Here is an 18309-nt window from a genome sequence, read left to right on the forward strand (position 1 = left end):
TCATTCGCGCTATGGTGAAACCCTTTCCATAATCATCTCACGAACAATAAATCCAAAAAAAGCGAGTAACCGATCATGGCAGAAAGACCTGAGTTAGCCGGGTGGCGCTGGGGGCCATTCACTTTCCGCGTTCCGTTTTACCACACACGGCTGTGTTGGTCCGAATTTATACAGGGGCTCTTTGTGTCAGCAGCGACCGGGCTGGCACTGATCCCGGTGATGACGGCGTTTTTCGGATTGAGTTTCGAGGAAGCTGTCGCTCTGTCAATGATTCATGCCTCCCTGATCGCCTCCGCAGTCATAGTGTTCGGCGAACCCTATGCCGGGGGATGGATTACCCCGGCGCTGCCGCTGATACTGGCGTTTGTTATCGGCGGGTATGAAGACCCGATGGCCCGCTTCCAGGCCATGACGGCGTTGAGTCTGGTCTTCGCCACGCTTGTGCTTGCGCTCGGCATCACCGGGCTGGGCCGGCGTTTCGTGATCTGGCTGCCGGATACCCTCAAGGCCGGCATCATACTGGGCGCCGCTATTGCCGCACTCAAGCGGGTGTTTGTTGATGACGCCGAGCGCTTCCTGCTGGAGCAGCCCATTGCCACCGCGCTTGCCTGCGCAATCTGCCTGATTTTCACGTTCTCGGTCCCGATGCAGAAACTCAAGGCACGGAACCGGTTCTTCTTCCTGCTGGGTTCGCTGGGGTTGTTGCCGGGGTTTCTGGCGGCGGCGATGATCGGGCCGCTGGTGGGCGAGGTGAGCTTCGACATCCAGTGGGGCTTCATTGTGCCACCACTGGGTGAGGCCTTCGCCAAAGCGTCTCCGCTGGTCAATGGCTGGCCGTCGCAGGAGATGATCCTGCAGAGCATTCCTCTGGCGCTGATTGCGTACATTATTCTGTTCGGCGATCTGGTGACCGGCAATGAGGTGCTGCGTGATGGTCTGAAAGCGCGCAAAGACGAGCACATCGATATCAACCTGAACCGCACCCATTTCTCACTGTCGATTCGCAATACCATCATGGGCATTGTCGCGCCGTTCTTTCCGACACAGGGCGCGGTCTGGACCGGGGTGCACGTGATTGTGGTGCAGCGCTGGAAACAGGGGCCCAAGGCCATGGGCAGCCTGCACAGCGGGTTGGCGTCCTACTATCTGATGGGGCTGCCGTTCATCTACTTCCTGCTGCCGCTTCTGACAGGCCTGAAGCCGCTGCTGGGCATAGCGCTGTCGCTGACGCTGGTACTGACCGGCTTCGCCTGCGCCTACATTGCCATGTCGATTCCACGGGATAACGCCTCGCGGGGAACCGTAGTGCTGATTGGTGCGGCGCTGGCGTTTTTTGAACCCTGGCAAGGTCTGTTGCTCGGCGTGGTGGCAACACTGGCGTTGGTGGGCTGGGATCGCAGCCCGGACCCGATCCCTCACGACGAGTGAGCGGGTGAGCGTTCTGCCTTACAGCGCGGCGGTGTGGGGCAGAACGCCGTAGTAGATAGCGCTGAAGTGCAGGGCGCTGCCGCCAATCACGAACAGATGCCAGATCGCATGCATATAGGGAATGCGGTCTGCCAGGTAGAAAATGACGCCCGCAGTGTAGACCACGCCGCCGGCAATGGTCAGGTACAGGGCGGTCTCGCTCAGGTTGGCCACCAGATCGGACGAGGCAAAGGTGATCAGCCAGCCCATGGCGATGTAAATTCCCACCCGCGCAAGCTTGAACCGGTTTCTGAAAATCACTTTCAGCACCACGCCGGCGAACGCGAGCGACCAGATGATCGCGAACAGCGTCCAGCCCGTTGTGCCCCGCAGGTTGACCAGCAGGAACGGCGTGTAGGTGCCGGCAATCAGCAGGAAAATCGCACAATGATCGAGGGTTTTGAACAGGGATCTCAGCTCCGGGTGACGGGTGCCGTGGTAGAGCGCCGATGCCAGATAGAGCAGGATCAGCGATGCGCCGAAGATGCTGAAGCTGACGATTTTCCAGGCATCGCCCATCTGACTGGCGGCGGCAATCAGAGCCACAGTTCCGACTACACTGAGCGCGGCGCCAAGGCCGTGGGTGGCGCTGTTCAGCCACTCCTCAATGCGCTGGTGGGTGTTTTGTGTGCTGGTTTCAGAGCTTGTCATCGGGGTGGGATCTCTGTGAATCATGAGCGCTAAGGTACTTGAGCGTACACGTGTACGCAATGGCTCGCTAATGACCGCTGTACGCGTTTGTTCGAAAAAACTGAATGACTTTGCGGAAATCTTCCGGTTTTACCGTTTCCCGCTCTTGGCTAATCTGAATCCATATCACAAATGAAGACCCAGGAGGTTTCAGAAAATGGCTAAGATTCTTGTTCTGTATTATTCAATGTATGGTCACATCGAAACCATGGCGAACACCATCGCCGAGGGTGCCAAGGCTGTTTCCGGCGCTGAGGTCATCGTCAAGCGCGTGCCTGAGACCATGCCCGATCAGGCGTTTCGGAGCGCCGGCGGCAAGGAAGATCAGGGCGCACCTTTGGCGGACCCCAAAGAGTTGGCGGATTACGACGCCATCATCTTCGGCACTCCGACCCGCTTTGGCAACATGGCCGGGCAGATGCGCACCTTCCTGGACCAGACCGGTGGGCTGTGGGCCGAAGGTAAGCTGCACGGCAAGGTTGCCAGCGTGTTTACCTCAACCGGCACCGGCGGCGGCCAGGAACATACGATCAGTTCCTTCTGGATCACCCTTGCACACCACGGCATGGTGATTGTGCCGCTGGGTTACGGCATTCCCGACTTCTTCGACATCTCCGAGGTGAATGGCGGCACGCCGTACGGTGCCTCAACCATTGCCGGTGGTGACGGTTCGCGCCAGCCCAGTGAGAAGGAGTTGAACATCGCCCGGTATCAGGGCAAGCACGTGGCAGAGCTGGCGGTCAGGCTGCACGGCTGAATGTGCCGGGACAATCCGAGCAGGAGGCAGGCCAGGTAGGCCTGCCTTTTTTGTTTATGGTGCACTCCTGAGGGCGCTCTTGATCCGCGAGAACGTAGCCGGCACTACGCCCAGCCAGGACGCAAGCTGGTTATCAGGCACCCTTTTGAGCAACTCCGGGTATTCTTCCAGTAACAGGGTGTACCGTTCCTTTGCCGGCAGGGTCTGTTTGCGGAACTCCCGCATGCTGGTCAGCTCGGCCAGCTCCTCAGTCAGTGCCAGGGCAAAGTTGGCCCAGACGCCGTCTCCGTGATTCTGCAGTGCTGAGCGAAAGGCGGTGAAGTCAGCGGCCCAAAGTGTGGCGGGTGTCACCGAAGTCAGGCACAGCGTGTTGCGGGCGGTGCGGCTGCGCCCGAACACCGGCCATACCAGGTCACCCTCGGAAAAGAAGTGATGAATGGCGGTTTTGCCACTGGGTGCCTCACGGAACAGGCGCAGAATGCCGTACTGCACCAGATACACGTTACTCCAGGGTTGGTCATGCCGCTCCAACGGGTGCTCGGCGTCCACACGTTGCTGCCGGAACAGAAGTGACAGATCACTCAGAAAGCGGCAGTCCGGCGTGTTCGGGTCGCTGTTGAGGTGAATGCCGAAAACACGGCTCAAACCGTGAATCAGTGCCTGCTGCGCGGGAGCGGACGGCGTGTCGATGATGTCTGGATGGTGACTGCCCCGATAGCAGGGGGCGGATGACAGAGACGATGCGGAGGGGAGTTTCATAGCCTGCGAGCTCATATCTGGCCGGAAAGTTAACAGTATTCTACTAAGTGAAATGCATGTTAAATGACTTAAATCATTAAGCATTATAGGTCGGATCAATAACAGCGGAACCTGGCGGCTGATGATAAACTTCCTGCCCTGACCCTGATCCCGCTATTGTCGGAGCAATCATGACAGCCGCGCTGGCCCTGTTCTACAAGCTGATTCCCCTGTATGTCACCGTTGTGCTGGGGTGGCTGGCGGGGCGCTACCTGGAGGCGAGCGGCAAACACATCGCCGGCATCATGCTCTACATCATGACCCCCTCGGTGGTGTTTTCCGGTGTGATGGCGGCGCCGCTGTCGGTCGAGGTGATCCTGCTGCCGGTGCTGGTGTTCGTGTTGTGTTCGGTGATCGGTGCTGGCCACCTCTGGCTGGCGCGGCGAGTCATCACCGATGACAGCGCCAGCCTGATGCCGTTATCCGTGGGTACCGGGAACACCGGCTATTTCGGTATTCCGGTGGCGTTGCTGCTGTTCGGCCAGGAAGGACTGGCGCTGTATATTGTGTGCATGCTCGGCACCACGCTGTTCGAGAATTCCGTGGGGTTCTATCTGGCGGCGCGAGGGCGATACAGCCTGCGGGATTCCCTGCTGCGTGTGGTGAAGCTGCCCTCGGTGTACGCCTTCGCTCTGGCCGTGGCCCTGAATCTCTCCGGCGTCTCGATCCCCGAGGTATTTACCCCGCTGTTCGACAACCTGCGGGGCGCCTACAGCGTTCTCGGCATGATGATCATCGGCATGGGCATCCTCAGTTTTCGCGGGCTGGCCGGCAACCTGCAGTTCACCGGCCTGGCGTTCCTGGGCAAGTTTGTCACCTGGCCGCTGGTCGCCCTGGGGCTCTGGTGGCTGGACGCCAATCTGTTTGGTGTCTATGACCTGGCGGTCTACCAGGCCATCTTTCTGATTTCCATCACCCCCATCGCTGCCAATACTGTGGTGATTGCCACTCTGCTGGACACCGCGCCCAGGCAGGCCGCCGGCACCGCACTGCTCAGCACGCTGTTTGCGCTGGCGTTCATTCCGGTGATGGTGGCGCTGTTTATTCCCTGACGTTCCTGGGTAAGCGGTTGCTGATGCCCACGGCTATGCCGGCCGCCAGACCGGTTACTGCGCCAAGCCAATGGGATTGGGGAATCACCACACCGCCGATCAGTGAGTTCTCGCCGGTTATCGGTGACACAACCGTTTCCAGAGCCAGCTTCGCCGCAACAACACCGAGAATCATCAGGCTCCAGCGCTTCTCCTTTACGAGGTTGTGCATTGCTGTGAACACCACGAGTCCGTGAAGGCAGCCTGAAAACCCGCGATACCAGGCCAGCTCGGGAACGAAAACAAGCAGGCCTCCAGACACAACGACTGGCGACACGATCAGGAAACCAGCCCACAGGAGCAGTGGCGGATGCCGTGTAAACAGCATGCCGGTGATCAGCAATCCACCCAGATTGAGCAAAAGGTGATAGGGCCCCATGTGGACCCAGTGCCCGGTAACAAGGCGCCAGTATTCGCCACCGGCAATGGCGTTGCGGGACCATTCAAGGGGTGCCGGCGGCAACAGGAAGGCAGCGCCAAGCAACGCGGCCAGTACTGCAAAACGTCGCCAGCATGGGAGCAGGGATGAGTGGGAAACAGTCCTCATAAATACATTACGTTACGCAAAGCAGATGGTGCCCCGCGGGTGATTTGATTAACTTTCATTCTAACTCTTCGGACACCTCAGGACAGCTCAATGCCAATCAAGCTTATACAGGTTGTTGCTTCGTTCTTCACCCTCCTGCTGATTGCCGCGACATCAGTCGCCAGTGAACCGGTGGAGAAAAGTATCTGGATTGATGGCCACGGCTACACCGCCTTGTTGCAACCGAGTCGGTCGACCCATGTGGCTGGCCAGTCAGACTCGGTGAGTTCCGGTAAGCATTATCGGGGGCATTTCCCCGAAGATCCCGATAGCTGGGTGAGAATCTCTCGCCTCGACAGCGGTTGGGAGGGGCTGGCCTTCGTGTTCGGGCGCCTGCATACCCTGGGCGGATCCTTTCATTCGGATCAGGCGGCCAGCTTCAGTTTCAGTCAGATGGAGGCTCCCCAGTGCGGCCTTGACCACATCCATGGTGATTCTGTCATTACACCGGACAGCCTGACCGGCACTGCCATGGCGCAGGCGGCCTCCGCCAGTTACGCCACCTTGTGTGCTGACAGGGTAAATGGCGTCTGCCTGATGCTGGAGCTGGAACTGGCGTTCGATCGGGTGTTTCAGACCCGCTTTGCGGATGATTTCGAGGGCCGAGCGGGCGCAATCCTGAATATGGTGGAGGGGTTCTACGCGGACCAGTTCGGCATGGAGTTCGACACCCTGTCCCTGACGTTCCTCGACGAGCCGTTGTTCACTGGCAGTCAGGATGCCGGAACGCTGCTCAGTGATATCAGAGACAAGCGCGCTGCGTCTGCCATTCCCTTTCTCGAAAGCAACCGATCGATTTTCCATTTCATCAGTGGTCGTGATTTTGATGGCACCACTGCCGGGCTTGCCTACGTGGGCAGCGTTTGCAGTAGCAGCGGATACGGGACCGGTATCACCAATGCTTTCGATTCGAACGCCACCACGGCGGTTGTAGTGGCCCATGAAATCGGCCATAACCTGGGTTCGGGGCACGATGGCGATGGCAATAGCTGTGCGGCGGGTGTGGACATCATGAGCCCCTATGTGAGCAGCGCTGCCTCGTCCTTTTCGAGCTGTTCATTCGCCCAGATCAGTGATGAGATCTCCGGCCTCGCCGCCGTCGAGCAATGCTTCAACTTCCCTGCCGATGCCGGTATCGCCGCGGTTGAGGGTAATCCGGTCGACGTCATGCAGGGTGCCAGCTTTCAATCTCATTTCAACGTGACGTATCGCCAGGCCGCTGAGCCCGCCGATGGGTTGACGATCGCCGGATCCGTTGGTGAGGACGAGGGGCAGTTGCAAGGCGTCACCGTGGATGGAGCGCCCTGTGTTTTGCTCGACGATACGTCTTTTGTTTGTAATGACGTGAGCCCCGGAGCAGATCTCCAATTGAGTATCGACGCTGTGGCTGGCTCTGGTTCAACGTTCACATTGCTGAACACCGTAGCGCTGATCAGCGTGACCGGTGACGTTATAGACATCGAAATCGGGAACGATTCGCTGTTTACCGAGATTGCCGTTGCGCCGATGGAGGCCCCCGAGACACCCGCCAGCCCGGACTCGCCCGCCCCGGATGACGCCGGGCTAGCCGCCATGCCGCGGACCACTGTCGCCACCCGCTCTGAGTCCGGCAGCAGTGGGGGCGGCGGCGCCATCCACTGGATATGGTTGCTGGCAGGCATCGCCGGTGTCGGCCTGCGGCGCAGGAGGCCGGCGTGATGTGGGTGCGGCGACTGTCGGTAACCGCTCTCGGGCTGTGGCTGGTCGGTTGTGGGGCTCAGGTGTCGGACGTAATAGCGAAAAGTCCGCTGGACTCGGCACCTGAGACTCTTGAGCAGGCACAGGCGCTCTGGGATGCCCACGCCGTTTCAGGCTATCGGGTGACCGTTACTCAGACCTGTTTCTGCCCACCGGACCTGCGACAGCCGCTCGCGGTGAGCGTTGCGGGGGGCGCGGTGGTGAAGATTGAAGGCCTGGATCAACCGCTGCAGGAGCCACATCGACTGGATAGCCAACGGTTGACCGTTGCCGGGCTGTTTCAATTCATCGCCGAGTCAGCAAAGCGCGATCCCTACAAGCTCGAGGTGGAATACGACTCGCACTTCGGGTTTCCCCGCCGCATTGATTATGACGGCCACCCGATGATTGCTGACGACGAACTCCAATACGAATTAACGGACTTCAGGGTGAACGCCCCGGACTGACGCCTGTTTCGCGCTGTCTATGTCACTGCGCGCATGGCGCACCACGCTGACCCCCGACGTGACCGCCAGACCGCCCATCACCGCGGCAACGGCCAGATCCGGCCAGGCGGTACCGGTGCCGAACACCCCCAGTGCCGCCACCATGACCGCCATATTGCCGATGGCATCGTTACGGCTGCACAGCCAAACCGAGCGCATGTCGGAGTCGCCTTCACGGAATTTGAAGAGCAGGAGGGCGACCGCCACGTTGGCCACCAGCGCCAGTAAGCCAACGGCACCCATGGTCAGTGGTTCCGGGGTGGCGCCGCTCTGGGCAATCCAGACGGCGCGGCCCAATACGACCAGGCCGAATAGCGTCATGGTGATACCTTTGACCAGGGCAGCGCGGCCGCGCCACAGCATGCCCATGGAGAGCACGGACAGCGACAGCAGGTAATTGGCGCTGTCACCGAAAAAGTCGATAGCATCCGCCATCAGGGACACGGATCCGGATTGCAGGCTGGCGACGCCCTCCACCAGAAACATGGCGAGGTTGATCCACAGTGCGACCCAGAGGGCTTGGCGAAAACGGGGGTCCGGGGATTTGGGTTCGGGAACCGAGCAGCACGTCATGAATACCTCCAATGGTCAGAATGCATTCATTAAAAACCCTGTAGTTGCTACAGGGTCAACCAGCGTGTGCACTTTATTTACGCAGTGACCAACTTCAGCGCCGGCCCGGCCGATGGCTGCCCGGCACGTGATTGTGACGATCCGCCGGAGCCTCCGCGTCGGGTTCGGCGCTTAGCCCGTCGAGAATGCCGCATTCCCGCACCGTGCGACCCTCCGTGCAGGCCTGCTGGAGCTGCACCAGCGTGTCTTCCAGCCGGGCCAGTTCCCGCAGGCGTTCGCGTACATGATCCAGGTGATGAGCCAACAGGGCATCCACCTCACCGCAATCGGCTTCCGGCTGTTCGGTGAGCCGAATCAGCTCGCGGATTTCATCCTGGGCCATATCGAGATCACGGCAGCGCCTGATGAATTGCAGGCGGTCGAGGTGGGCGCTGCGGTAGGCGCGGTAGCCACTGGCATTGCGGACAGGTTCTGGCAGCAGGCCTATTTTCTCGTAGTAGCGGATGGTCTCAACGGGAATGGCCGTTGTTTTTGCGAGCTCACCGATCCTCACTGTTTTATGCCTCTGTCGACGCCGGGAAAACTGGCCATGGCTCGGAGCCCGCCGTGCGAGCTTGTAGTGAAGTTCAGGTTACCACCGTAACGCTCGGTGATCTCCCTGACGATGGCCAGGCCCAATCCATGCCCCGGGGTCTGCTGGTCCAGCCGAACGCCGCGGGTGCCCAGGTCCGGTAACGCATCCCGGTTCACTCCCGCACCGTCGTCTTCCACGGTAATCATCAACCGGTCACCGGATTCGGTCAGTTCGACCACGGCGCTGCGCTTTGCCCATTTACCGGCATTGTCCAGCAGGTTACCGAGTATCTCGTTCAGGTCGTGTTCTTCGATGGGCCAGCGGGTCTCCGGTGCCAACTCGGTATCCAGCTCGAAGTTCTTGTCAGGGTAAAGTCGGCCCAGCATCCACAGCAGCTCCCGCGCCTGATTGACGGGCTGCCCCGCCTTACCCGCCTGCGGGCCGGCAAAGCGGCTGCGGCGCATTTCACTCTCCAGCTGGCGGTCGATGTCGGACAGCCGCTGGGCCAAGTGTTGTCGCATTTCCGGGTCCAGGGCGCGGGTGTCGTCTTCCAGCACCTGGCGGATGGCCGAGACCGGGGTTTTCACGCTGTGAGACAGATTGGCCAGGGCGTCGCGGGAGCGGGTCAGCCTTTGATCCAGGGTGTCCAGCAGGTGATTGAGCTGGCGGATCAGGGGCTGGAACTCCGCCGGTGCGTTCACATCCAGCCGGTGGCTGGCGCCGGATTGCAGCGAGGTCAGCCCTTGCTGAAGCCGGCCGACCGAGCGCAGGGACAGGCGGATGGCCTGCCAGATCGCCAGTAACAGCAATGCCAGCAGAATGCCGGACACCACGGCGGTCCAGATGTGCAGTTCCTGCTGGCTATGGTGCAAGGTGGTCAGATCCTCGGCCACCACAATGACCACGGGTTCGCCATCCAGGGTCAGTGCCTTGCGGTACGCCAGGAAATCGGCAATGGCGGCGTCGGCGCCTGCGCGAGTCTCGCGCACAAATCCGCTATGCGCGTCGACCAGTAGTGGCTGCAGTGCCGGTGTCCAGAGCTCCGGAGAACTGTGCATCTGTTCCCCGATCCGCAATGCAAAGGCGTGGTGGAACACCTCCTCAAAATAATCACCGGCGGCGATGTCACGAATTTCGTCGGGCCCGGACTGCCGCAGCTGATGTTCCAGAAAAGCCACTTCGTCCTGCAGGCGGTCTTCCACAAACCCCCGGGCCATGCGCTCCAGCAGCAGGCCGTGAACGATCCAGGCGGCAACCATCAGGGCGATGGCCGCCGGCAACAGCAGCGTGAGCAGGCTCTTGCGGATGGAGCTGCGGGGGTCAATCCATAACATTGAAAATATACCCCTGGCCGCGACGGGTGGTGATGGCGTCGGTGCCGGTGATTTTCCGCAACCGGCGCACGTAGGCCTCGATGGTGTTGTCACTGGGGCTGTCGTTCAGGCTGTACAGCTGCTCAAGCAATTGCTCTTTGGAGAACAGCTGGCCGGGGCGGCTCATCAGGCAGCGTAGCAGGCGGAATTCGGTGCCGGTCAGGGAATGTTCCTGGCCATCCGGGGTCTGCAGGCATTGGCGGTATTCATCCAGCTCGAAACCGCCGGCGGTCAATTTGGCCTCCACCCGGCCTTCGCTGCGGCGGATCAGCGCGTTCAGCCGCGCTAACAGTTCTTCCGTCTGGAAGGGCTTGGCGAGGTAATCATCGGCGCCCGCCTTGAGGCCGTTGACCTTGTCTTGCCAGTCGCCCCGCGCGGTCAGAATCAGCACCGGCATGGCCAGTTTGTCCGCACGCCAGCTTTTGAGCACGTCCAGGCCGTTGCCATCCGGCAGTCCCAGGTCCAGTACTACCGCGCGATAGTCTTCCTGTTTGCCCAGTTGTTCTGCCTGTTTTGCCGTTCGGGCTTCATCCACGGTAAAACCGGCCGCCGTCAACTGGCGGTTAAGGCTGTCGGCAATCAAGGCGTCGTCTTCTACCAGAAGCAATCGCATGAAGGTTCCCGTGTTGAAGGAGTGTCTGAGTTTAGGGCCTTTTGCTGAATGTAACCTGAAAAATGGTTCATCGGAAAATTCAGCAAGAATTCAGGTTGCTGCGGCAGAGTGATTGGCATTAGCAGAATACCTATCTGTTTTCAGGAGAAAATAATGAATCCAATCCTTAAAAACGCACTTTTTCCCGCCCTTGCTCTGGCCTTCTCTTCTGGCCTGTACGCCGCCGGTGAACATGGCGGGCATCATGGCAGCAGCGCTGTCGGCGAACCGGGCAAGGCCGAAGACGTGTCCCGCACTATTGATGTCACCATGATGGACAACTACTACGAGCCGGAATCCATCTCGGTAAAGCCCGGTGAAACTATCCGCTTCCGGGTGAAGAATGAGGGCGCCCTGGTGCACGAATTCAATATCGGCACTGCCGAGATGCACGAAGCCCATCAGGAAGAAATGCAGATGATGGTGGAGCACGGCGTGATCAAGGGCGATCGGATTGATGAGGAAATGATGAACATGGATATGGGCAACGGCCATTCCATGAAACACGACGACACCAATAGCGTGCTGATGGAACCGGGAGAGACCAGGGAAATCATCTGGACCTTCACCGAAGCCACCGACCTTGAATTTGCCTGCAACGTGCCGGGCCATTACCAGTCGGGCATGTATGGCGATATTGATTTTGAATAAGCGGGCTTGTGATATGAAGAAAACAATTCTGATCGCCATGCTGGCCGGTTTTGCCTCCCTGGCGGCCAATGCCGGTGAGTACGACATTTCCGTTGACCGGGTGCAGATCGACACCGGCGATTTCGTCAAGGAAGGCATTGGTTACAACGGCGCCTCTCCGGGCCCCATACTGAGATTCAAGGAAGGAGAAGAGGTCACCATCAACGTGACCAACAATCTGGACGAGGTGACCTCTATTCACTGGCACGGGCTGATTCTGCCCTACCAGCAGGACGGCGTGCCGGGCATCAGCTTTCCCGGCATCAAGCCCGGTGAAACCTTTACCTACAACTTTCCCATTGTTCAGGCTGGTACCTACTGGTTCCACAGTCATTCCGGCTTCCAGGAACCCAACGGCGCATACGGTGCCATCGTGATCGAGCCGGAAGGCCGGGAACCCTTCCGGTATGACCGGGAATACGTGGTGCAGCTGACCGACAAACATCCCCATTCTGGCGACCGCATCATGCGTAACCTGAAAATGTCGGCGGATTACTACAACCGCCAGCAGCAGACGGTCGGGGACTTTATCGAAGAATCCGGCGATAAGGGCTTCATGGCTACCCTGATGGACAGAATGATGTGGGGCGATATGCGCATGATGAAAGCGGATATCGAAGACGTTCAGGGTTTTACCGCTTTGATCAACGGCAAGGGGCCGGAGCAGAACTGGACAGGACTTTTTGAGAAAGGAGATCGGGTTCGCCTGCGGTTCATAAACTCGTCTGCAATGACTTACTTTGATGTACGCATTCCCGGTCTGGAGATGACGGTGGTGCAGGCAGACGGCAATAACGTGCAGCCGGTGAATGTGGATGAGTTCCGTATCGGCGTGGCGGAAACCTACGACGTGATTGTGCATATCAGGGATGAGCAGGCCTATACCATTTTTGCCGAATCCATGGGCCGCTCCGGCTTTGCCCGCGGCACCCTGGCGCCGGCAGAGGGCATGGTGGCGGACGTGCCGGAAATGCGTGACGCGCCGCTGCTGACCATGGCCGATATGGCCGGACATAGGGATCATGGCAGCATGGACCACGGCAGCATGGATCAGGGTGACATGGCAGGCATGGATCATGGCGATATGAATCGCGACGACATGGCTGGCATGGACCACAGTGGCATGAACCATGGCGGCGACAGTGCGCTGCCGGAAGATCCGTTCTACGCCAAAGGCAGCGGCCTGATACCGGCAGCCAGCAACGGCGGCAAGTTCCTTTCCTACGCCGACCTGAAGGCTCAGAAGCCCTTGTACGAAGACCGCGAACCCACCCGCGAAATCGAGATGCGGCTGACCGGCAACATGGAGCGTTACGAATGGAGCATCAACGGCGTCAAATACGAAGACGCTGATCCGGTTGTGCTGCAATACGGCGAACGGGTTCGCTTCAAATTCGTCAACGAGACCATGATGACCCACCCGATGCATCTTCATGGCATGTGGTCGATTCTTGATGTGGGCGCAGACAAGTGGAACCCCATCAAGCACGTGATCAGTGTGGCACCGGCGACCACCGTTTACATGGAAACCGAGGTGGATGCACCGGGTGAGTGGGCGTTCCACTGTCACCTGTCGTACCACGCCGCCTCCGGCATGTTCCGCAAGATTGTGGTGGAGGGCGGCCCGGACAGCACCGTGGCCGACGGCAAGCAAGGCGGGCAACAGGGAGGTGAGTCATGAAGCGATTGATGCCAGCCCTGTGCGGCCTGTCACTGGCAATGGCCACGCTGACCGGCCCGGCGTTCGCTCAGGAAGATGCGGCCAAGAAAACCCAGACCGCCAAAACCTTCTGGGGCGTGTCGGCGGAAAAACTGGAGTACCGCTACAGTGACGCCGATGAAGAACTGGCGGTCATCGAGGGCGATGCCTTCTACGGCACCGACGAGCTTAAGTTCCGCTGGCTGTTCGAAGGCGAGTGGGAAGAAGCCCACAACGCCTGGGAAACCCTGGAAAACCAGTTCGTTGCCCAGGTTCCCGTGGATGACTTCTGGGACGCCAAAGCGGGTATCCGTGTGGATACCCCGGAAGGAAAGGATCGGGTATATGGGGTGCTTGGGTTCACGGGGCTGGCGCCCTACTGGTTCGAGATCGACACCAACCTGTATGTCAGTGATGAAGGCGATGCCTCGGTGGACTTCGAGGCAGAATACGAATTGCTGATCACCAACTTCTGGATAGTGTCAGCCACCTTCGAGAGTCTGGTGGCGTTTTCCGAAGACCGGGAAATTGGCGTTGGTAAGGGCCTGAACTCTACCGAGGTCGGTTTGCGCCTGAGCTACGACCTGTTCCACCGGGCATTCTCGCCTTACATCGGCGTGGTGCATGAGCGCACATTCAGCGACACCGCCGATCTGGCCAGAGATTCTGGCGGCAGTACCGAAGACTGGTTTGCGGTGGTCGGCGCAAGGGTTATGTTCTGAGAGCCGGCCACAAGGCCAGCTCCCAGCCTTCGGGCGAGGTTCGTTACAGTAGCTTTTTCAGCTCGCCATAGTCCCCACCGGTGCGCAGCACCAGGGTAATATCACTGTCATTCCGGTTGCGGAAGAACCAGCCGTGATTGCCGGTGAAAGCCGCTTTCAGCTCACCTTGGTCTTCCGGCACGCCGCGACCCTTTTCGTAGGATATCGACTGGCCACTGCCGTTGCCGTGGGTGTCGAAGTTGATGGGGCCGCCCTCGGATACCCAGGAAAATCGGGCAACGGCACCTTCTTCCATAGTGAGCTTGAATTCCGTGCCCTCGCCGGGTGTGAGTACCACGCGGACTTCATCCTGCCACTGAGGTTCCGCCGGTGCGGAGGCCGCTGCTTCCACGGGGGCCGGTTCCGGCACCGCAGCAACTTTCGGTTCGGCCACAGGCTCGGCCATCGGTTCGGTCATCGGCTCGGCAACGTCGGGCGCCGGCTGGCTGGCGGAGGACTGCACCGCAACCATCTCGGCATTCTCGTCAGCGGCGGCTTCCTCAGCCAGCTGCGTCTTGATCTCACCCATTTCGGTCAGCCCCAGAAGCTGGCCGGCGCCGGTGGGGTCGATGGCGTATTCCGCGGGCATCACCACGGTCATGAGCAGGATCAGTGCCACGATGGAGGCGATGAGGGTGGAGCGGATCAGCTTCGCGGTGCTGGGCAATTCTTCCCGGCTGGGCATATCGGTGTTGTACATAACAGATCTCCAGAATCAGGCGACAAAGTAACCCGTGAGCTGATAGCCAAAGAGCAGAAAGCCTGCACTCATCATGGCCACGTTGGTGGTGTAGGCGTGGCGAAAAAAGCCATCGGTTTTACGCCAGAAGCTCATAACAATCAGGATCATGGCCAGGGCAATCAGCTGTCCGATCTCCACGCCCACATTGAACGCGAGAAGATTCGGAATCAGCCCGTCCGGCGAGATGTCGTATTCGATGATCTTGGTGGACAGGCCAAAACCATGGAACAACCCGAAAATAAGCGTCGCAGCCCTGGTGTCGGGCTGAAAACCGAACCAGCGCTGATAGGCCCCGATGTTGTCCAGCGCCTTATACACGATGGACAGGCCGATGATGGCATCGATCAGGTAGCTGTTAATGCCCACATTGAAGTACACGCCCAGCAGCATGGTGGTGGAATGCCCCAGCGCGAACAGGCTCACATAAACGGCAATGTGCTGCATGCGATAGAGGAAGAAAATGACGCCCAGCAGAAACAGCAGGTGGTCATAACCGGTGACCATGTGCTTGGCCCCGAGATAGATAAACGCGATCAGGTTTACGCCGGTTATTTCCTGAATATACCCTTTATCGCCCTGGGCGACGGCGTGGGCCAGGGTATCGCTACTGAATCCCAATAGCCCGAGAATCAATAACAACCAGGCAAGGCGGCCCGGCGCGGCCATCGTGCTGCTGCGCCAAGGGCCGTCACAATAATTTGCTAGCATGGTGACTCCAGAATGTTTGGTAACCTGTGCGCCGTGCCGCCGCGCATGCACCCATCGGATTTACTGACGGTATTGTGCCAGAAGATGCTGCCTCAGCTATGGCGGCGGCGATTAAAAAAGATAAATGTTCCTACTCGAATCACTCTCGTCTTTCCGCGAGCTTAGGGCGGCTGACGCCCGGAGGAAATTGCAATGGCATGGCTGATTACCAAGTACGCGATTACCGCCGCTCTGGTGGTGCTGATTTCAGAAATTGCAAAACGCAGTGACAAGATCGGCGCGCTGATTGCGGCGCTGCCCATGGTCACAGTGCTGGCCATGATCTGGCTGTATATGGAGCACCAGCCGATGGAGAAAATCAGCAATCACGCCTGGTATACGTTCTGGTACGTGCTGCCGACCTTGCCGATGTTCCTGCTTTTTCCCTTCCTGCTACCGCGACTGGGTTTCTGGATGTCCCTCGGTGCCAGTGCCGTCCTTACGATGGCCTGTTTTGCTGCACTGGCGTTGGTTATGAGGCGGTTCGGCGTTTTCCTGCTCTGACCGGGGATGTTGTCTGGCGCTCGGGAGTTGCCTTGCCGTAGTGGGATCACGGGCATGACTCAGGTCAAAAATTCGCTGATTAAAAAGCCACATTCAGCCCCGATTCAGTTCTATGGTCTTTACTGAGAAGGGTGGAGACCAATACAGCTTATAAGGGGAATGTCATGAACAGATTAAGCCGTTTGATTGCGTGTTCCGTTATCGCCGCATTACCCGCCTTTGCCCTTGCACAGGGCAGTCCCGGTCAAATGGGGGGTGGTGGCATGATGAATCCGGAACAGATGCAACAGATGAATGAAAACATGTCGCGCATGCAAGGCATGATGCAGGAAATGCGCAATGCCGAGTCGGACGCAGAACGTGAGCGTATTCGGATGCAGCACATGGAGTCCATGCAGAAGCATATGGACATGATGGGAGGCGGCATGATAGGGCAGGGCATGATGGGCCACGGCCAGGGCATGATGGGCCACGGCCAGGGCATGATGGGCCACGGCCAGGGAATGATGGGCCAGAATCAGGGGATGATGAACAACCAGAGCAAAAAACAGACCGGCGCCAATCAGGAAGGTCGCGCTGGTGCGGGCATGAGCAACGACCAGCGTCTGGAGATGATGGAAAACCGAATGAACCAGATGCAGTTGATGATGGAACAGATGCTGCAGCATCAGGGCCAACAGAGCCGGTAAGCTTCTGTTTAAGGCTGTGCTCAGAACAGTGACAGCTGATCGCTCTCTTCTTTCTCCTGCTCTTTGCCCGGCACAGCGGGTCGCTTCTGAACTGGCCCCTTGCGGCTGCCGTGGCGGTCCAGCACCCGGCCGGTTTCTTCCCGGCTGACGTGTTGCTTGCGAAAATCACCCACCGCCTTGCGGGCGGCGCGGGCAGCCTGCTCATGGTCGCACACCGGCGCTATGTAGGTGTTGCCGCCAAACCGCTCTTTCTGTGCCGGCGTCATCAGCCAGGGTGTGTGGATCATCTCGGCCGGTACGCCGGCCAGCTCCGGAATCCAGCGGCGGATGAATTCCCCCTGTGGATCCAGCTTCTGGCTTTGCAGCACCGGGTTGTAGATGCGCAGCGCGTTGATGCCGGTGAGGCCTGATTGCATCTGGGTCTGGGAATAGTGAATTCCCGGTTCGAAATCGGTGAACAGGCGGGCCAGATGCAGGGCCGGATCGCGCCAGTGCAGCCATAGCTGATAACTGGCCACGGCCATCAGCATCGCCCGCATGCGGAAATTGATCCAGCCGGTGTGTTGCAGGGCACGCATGCAGGCGTCCACCAGCGGCCAGCCGGTCTGGCCTTCCTGCCAACGCTGCAGGCGTTCGGAATCGTTCGGGCCGGTTTTCATGCCTTCGAGTTCGCGATGCATGGCGCGGAATTCCAGTTCCGGCTCGTCCTCCAGTTTCTGGATGAAGTGGCAGTGCCAGTGCAGACGGGAGCGGAAGCTGGTCAGGCTTTTGTGCTTCCGGGGCAGGGTGTTGCGATGGCTGCCGGTGGCTTTGGCCTGCTGGTAGATGTCTCGCAGGCTGACGGAGCCATAGGCGATGTGCGGGCTCAGACGGGAACAGGCACGAACCGCCGTCAGTGGGCTGGAGATGTTGTATTGATAACCCACGCACCGACGATCGAGAAAGGACGCCAGCAGTTTTTCACCCCGGGCGCTGCCGCCTAACTGTCGATCGGGGCAGTGGTCCATCAGCGTAAAGTCCGTTGTTGAGGATTGACGCTCGATGCGGTTAACGCCTTCCCCACCGGGCACCAGAGGCGGGGCCGCCAGCACCGGCTGGCGCATCAGGTTGGTCCAGGCCTTGTCCCACAGATCCCGGTCTTTCAGGCGCCGCACCACGCCGAACTGGCTCCATTCCCGGAACTCCACCTGATTTTCAGAACACCAGCCGATCACGGCCCGGTCCCGCTCGAAGGTCCACTGGCCCCCGGTCTCCTCATGGCAGAAAATCCGTTGGATCGAGTGGCTGTCACGGAGCCGCCGCAATGCTTCGATCACCGAACCGCGCATGACGACCAACCGGGAGCCGGCGTTGCGGAGCTGGCGGTCAAGGTCGTTCAGTGAATCATGAACAAAGTCCCATTGGCGGCCGCTGGTGTCCGGCAACTGCCAGTAGTCGTCTTCGATGACGTACAACGGAATAACCGGTTCTCCGAGGCTGGCTGCCGCCACCAGGGGGGCGTGATCGCCCGTGCGCAGATCCCGTTTGAACCACACCACCGTGGTCATGACGATGCGCCTCGCGAGCGGCGGCAGCGTTCGCTGCAGTAGCGCACGCTGTCCCAGTCTTTCGCCCATTTCTTGCGCCAGACGAACGGGCGCTGGCAGATCGGGCAGATTTTCTCCGGCAAATGCGGTTTTTTGTGCATCAGACTC

The 18309-nt window shown here is 59.4% G+C and carries 21 protein-coding genes; 10 read left to right on the forward strand and 11 right to left on the reverse strand.

All coding sequences use genetic code 11. The annotated features are described in order from the left end of the window. Positions 1-183: 183 nt before the first annotated feature. Positions 184-1428: a hypothetical protein gene (locus tag R0125_RS02205; protein WP_248182297.1), complete on the forward strand. Its 1245-nt coding sequence runs from the start codon at positions 184-186 to the stop codon at positions 1426-1428. An 18-nt stretch (positions 1429-1446) separates the two neighbouring features. On the opposite strand, the gene trhA is transcribed toward R0125_RS02205, so the two are convergent. After that, entirely contained in the window at positions 1447-2118 is a 672-nt protein-coding gene (gene trhA / locus R0125_RS02210; protein ID WP_248182295.1) for a PAQR family membrane homeostasis protein TrhA, read from the reverse strand. A 196-nt stretch (positions 2119-2314) separates the two neighbouring features. On the opposite strand from trhA, the gene wrbA reads away from it, so the two are divergent. After that, positions 2315-2914, forward strand: coding sequence for an NAD(P)H:quinone oxidoreductase (wrbA, locus tag R0125_RS02215; RefSeq protein WP_317236967.1), 600 nt, complete (start codon positions 2315-2317; stop codon positions 2912-2914). Between the two features lie 54 nt (positions 2915-2968). Here wrbA and R0125_RS02220 read toward each other — a convergent pair whose 3' ends face one another. Beyond that, complete coding sequence (locus tag R0125_RS02220) at positions 2969-3673, reverse strand: Crp/Fnr family transcriptional regulator (protein ID WP_317236968.1); 705 nt, start codon at positions 3671-3673, stop codon at positions 2969-2971. 170 nt (positions 3674-3843) lie between these two features. On the opposite strand from R0125_RS02220, the gene R0125_RS02225 reads away from it, so the two are divergent. Beyond that, a complete protein-coding gene (locus tag R0125_RS02225) occupies positions 3844-4764 on the forward strand; it encodes an AEC family transporter (RefSeq protein ID WP_248182292.1) in 921 nt (306 codons plus the stop codon). Here R0125_RS02225 and rrtA read toward each other — a convergent pair. Continuing rightward, positions 4754-5350: a rhombosortase gene (gene rrtA / locus R0125_RS02230; protein ID WP_317236969.1), complete on the reverse strand. Its 597-nt coding sequence runs from the start codon at positions 5348-5350 to the stop codon at positions 4754-4756. The two genes, R0125_RS02225 and rrtA, sit on opposite strands and share 11 nt — an antisense overlap. Before the next feature lie 90 nt (positions 5351-5440). On the opposite strand from rrtA, the gene R0125_RS02235 reads away from it, so the two are divergent. Beyond that, a complete protein-coding gene (locus R0125_RS02235; RefSeq protein WP_317236970.1) occupies positions 5441-7087 on the forward strand; it encodes a M12 family metallo-peptidase in 1647 nt (548 codons plus the stop codon). Beyond that, complete coding sequence (locus R0125_RS02240) at positions 7087-7572, forward strand: DUF6174 domain-containing protein (protein ID WP_248182398.1); 486 nt, start codon at positions 7087-7089, stop codon at positions 7570-7572. Before R0125_RS02235 ends, R0125_RS02240 begins: the two co-directional genes overlap by 1 nt. On the opposite strand, the gene R0125_RS02245 is transcribed toward R0125_RS02240, so the two are convergent. The 4 genes from R0125_RS02245 to R0125_RS02260 all read right to left on the reverse strand — a co-directional run bounded on the left by R0125_RS02245 (position 7540) and on the right by R0125_RS02260 (position 10744). Beyond that, the gene (locus R0125_RS02245) at positions 7540-8184 is read right to left on the reverse strand and encodes a cation transporter (protein WP_317236971.1); all 645 of its coding nucleotides are present in this window, start codon (positions 8182-8184) and stop codon (positions 7540-7542) included. The genes R0125_RS02240 and R0125_RS02245 overlap by 33 nt on opposite strands. Before the next feature lie 94 nt (positions 8185-8278). Then, positions 8279-8737, reverse strand: coding sequence for a Cd(II)/Pb(II)-responsive transcriptional regulator (gene cadR, locus R0125_RS02250; protein WP_317236972.1), 459 nt, complete (start codon positions 8735-8737; stop codon positions 8279-8281). Then, positions 8734-10092, reverse strand: a complete 1359-nt coding sequence (locus R0125_RS02255) for a sensor histidine kinase (protein ID WP_317236973.1) — start codon at positions 10090-10092, stop codon at positions 8734-8736. Before R0125_RS02255 ends, cadR begins: the two co-directional genes overlap by 4 nt. Then, positions 10079-10744: a response regulator transcription factor gene (locus R0125_RS02260; RefSeq protein WP_248182282.1), complete on the reverse strand. Its 666-nt coding sequence runs from the start codon at positions 10742-10744 to the stop codon at positions 10079-10081. Before R0125_RS02260 ends, R0125_RS02255 begins: the two co-directional genes overlap by 14 nt. Positions 10745-10897: 153 nt before the next feature. Here R0125_RS02260 and R0125_RS02265 point away from each other — a divergent pair, with 153 nt between their 5' ends. The 3 genes from R0125_RS02265 to R0125_RS02275 are packed head-to-tail and all read left to right on the forward strand — an operon-like array spanning position 10898 to position 13894. Beyond that, a complete protein-coding gene (locus R0125_RS02265; RefSeq protein WP_317236974.1) occupies positions 10898-11434 on the forward strand; it encodes a plastocyanin/azurin family copper-binding protein in 537 nt (178 codons plus the stop codon). Between the two features lie 13 nt (positions 11435-11447). Then, positions 11448-13154, forward strand: a complete 1707-nt coding sequence (locus R0125_RS02270; protein WP_317236975.1) for a copper resistance system multicopper oxidase — start codon at positions 11448-11450, stop codon at positions 13152-13154. After that, on the forward strand, positions 13151-13894 hold the full coding sequence (locus tag R0125_RS02275) for a copper resistance protein B (protein WP_317236976.1): 744 nt from the start codon (positions 13151-13153) through the stop codon (positions 13892-13894). The genes R0125_RS02270 and R0125_RS02275 overlap by 4 nt, the downstream gene beginning before the upstream one ends. Positions 13895-13937: 43 nt before the next feature. Here R0125_RS02275 and R0125_RS02280 read toward each other — a convergent pair whose 3' ends face one another. Both R0125_RS02280 and R0125_RS02285 read right to left on the reverse strand, forming a co-directional pair. Next, complete coding sequence (locus tag R0125_RS02280; protein WP_317236977.1) at positions 13938-14633, reverse strand: hypothetical protein; 696 nt, start codon at positions 14631-14633, stop codon at positions 13938-13940. A 15-nt stretch (positions 14634-14648) separates the two neighbouring features. Beyond that, a complete protein-coding gene (locus R0125_RS02285; RefSeq protein WP_410797587.1) occupies positions 14649-15341 on the reverse strand; it encodes a HupE/UreJ family protein in 693 nt (230 codons plus the stop codon). 234 nt (positions 15342-15575) lie between these two features. Here R0125_RS02285 and R0125_RS02290 point away from each other — a divergent pair, with 234 nt between their 5' ends. Both R0125_RS02290 and R0125_RS02295 read left to right on the forward strand, forming a co-directional pair. After that, positions 15576-15926, forward strand: coding sequence for a DUF3147 family protein (locus R0125_RS02290; protein ID WP_248182275.1), 351 nt, complete (start codon positions 15576-15578; stop codon positions 15924-15926). Between the two features lie 164 nt (positions 15927-16090). Beyond that, the gene (locus tag R0125_RS02295) at positions 16091-16615 is read left to right on the forward strand and encodes a hypothetical protein (RefSeq protein WP_317236979.1); all 525 of its coding nucleotides are present in this window, start codon (positions 16091-16093) and stop codon (positions 16613-16615) included. A gap of 20 nt (positions 16616-16635) precedes the next feature. On the opposite strand, the gene R0125_RS02300 is transcribed toward R0125_RS02295, so the two are convergent. Both R0125_RS02300 and R0125_RS16585 read right to left on the reverse strand, forming a co-directional pair. Next, positions 16636-18162: an FAD-binding domain-containing protein gene (locus R0125_RS02300; RefSeq protein WP_410797588.1), complete on the reverse strand. Its 1527-nt coding sequence runs from the start codon at positions 18160-18162 to the stop codon at positions 16636-16638. Continuing rightward, on the reverse strand, positions 18159-18302 hold the full coding sequence (locus R0125_RS16585; RefSeq protein WP_248182271.1) for a DUF2256 domain-containing protein: 144 nt from the start codon (positions 18300-18302) through the stop codon (positions 18159-18161). Before R0125_RS16585 ends, R0125_RS02300 begins: the two co-directional genes overlap by 4 nt. Positions 18303-18309: the final 7 nt, after the last annotated feature.

This window comes from Marinobacter sp. M-5 (assembly GCF_032911545.1).
In the GTDB taxonomy this organism is placed as follows: Bacteria; Pseudomonadota; Gammaproteobacteria; order Pseudomonadales; family Oleiphilaceae; genus Marinobacter; species Marinobacter goseongensis.

Coding starts and splice junctions, on each gene's coding strand:
- R0125_RS02290 (WP_248182275.1), top strand. CDS start 15,576: ATGGCATGGCTGATTACCAAGTACGCGATTACCGCCGCTCTGGTGGTG.
- R0125_RS02265 (WP_317236974.1), top strand. CDS start 10,898: ATGAATCCAATCCTTAAAAACGCACTTTTTCCCGCCCTTGCTCTGGCC.
- R0125_RS02280 (WP_317236977.1), bottom strand. CDS start 14,633: ATGTACAACACCGATATGCCCAGCCGGGAAGAATTGCCCAGCACCGCG.
- R0125_RS02225 (WP_248182292.1), top strand. CDS start 3,844: ATGACAGCCGCGCTGGCCCTGTTCTACAAGCTGATTCCCCTGTATGTC.
- R0125_RS02220 (WP_317236968.1), bottom strand. CDS start 3,673: ATGAAACTCCCCTCCGCATCGTCTCTGTCATCCGCCCCCTGCTATCGG.
- rrtA (WP_317236969.1), bottom strand. CDS start 5,350: ATGAGGACTGTTTCCCACTCATCCCTGCTCCCATGCTGGCGACGTTTT.
- R0125_RS02255 (WP_317236973.1), bottom strand. CDS start 10,092: ATGTTATGGATTGACCCCCGCAGCTCCATCCGCAAGAGCCTGCTCACG.
- R0125_RS02270 (WP_317236975.1), top strand. CDS start 11,448: ATGAAGAAAACAATTCTGATCGCCATGCTGGCCGGTTTTGCCTCCCTG.
- R0125_RS02295 (WP_317236979.1), top strand. CDS start 16,091: ATGAACAGATTAAGCCGTTTGATTGCGTGTTCCGTTATCGCCGCATTA.
- R0125_RS02260 (WP_248182282.1), bottom strand. CDS start 10,744: ATGCGATTGCTTCTGGTAGAAGACGACGCCTTGATTGCCGACAGCCTT.
- trhA (WP_248182295.1), bottom strand. CDS start 2,118: ATGACAAGCTCTGAAACCAGCACACAAAACACCCACCAGCGCATTGAG.
- wrbA (WP_317236967.1), top strand. CDS start 2,315: ATGGCTAAGATTCTTGTTCTGTATTATTCAATGTATGGTCACATCGAA.
- R0125_RS02245 (WP_317236971.1), bottom strand. CDS start 8,184: ATGACGTGCTGCTCGGTTCCCGAACCCAAATCCCCGGACCCCCGTTTT.
- R0125_RS02300 (WP_410797588.1), bottom strand. CDS start 18,162: ATGACCACGGTGGTGTGGTTCAAACGGGATCTGCGCACGGGCGATCAC.
- R0125_RS02240 (WP_248182398.1), top strand. CDS start 7,087: ATGTGGGTGCGGCGACTGTCGGTAACCGCTCTCGGGCTGTGGCTGGTC.
- R0125_RS02235 (WP_317236970.1), top strand. CDS start 5,441: ATGCCAATCAAGCTTATACAGGTTGTTGCTTCGTTCTTCACCCTCCTG.
- R0125_RS02275 (WP_317236976.1), top strand. CDS start 13,151: ATGAAGCGATTGATGCCAGCCCTGTGCGGCCTGTCACTGGCAATGGCC.
- R0125_RS16585 (WP_248182271.1), bottom strand. CDS start 18,302: ATGCACAAAAAACCGCATTTGCCGGAGAAAATCTGCCCGATCTGCCAG.
- R0125_RS02285 (WP_410797587.1), bottom strand. CDS start 15,341: ATGGCCGCGCCGGGCCGCCTTGCCTGGTTGTTATTGATTCTCGGGCTA.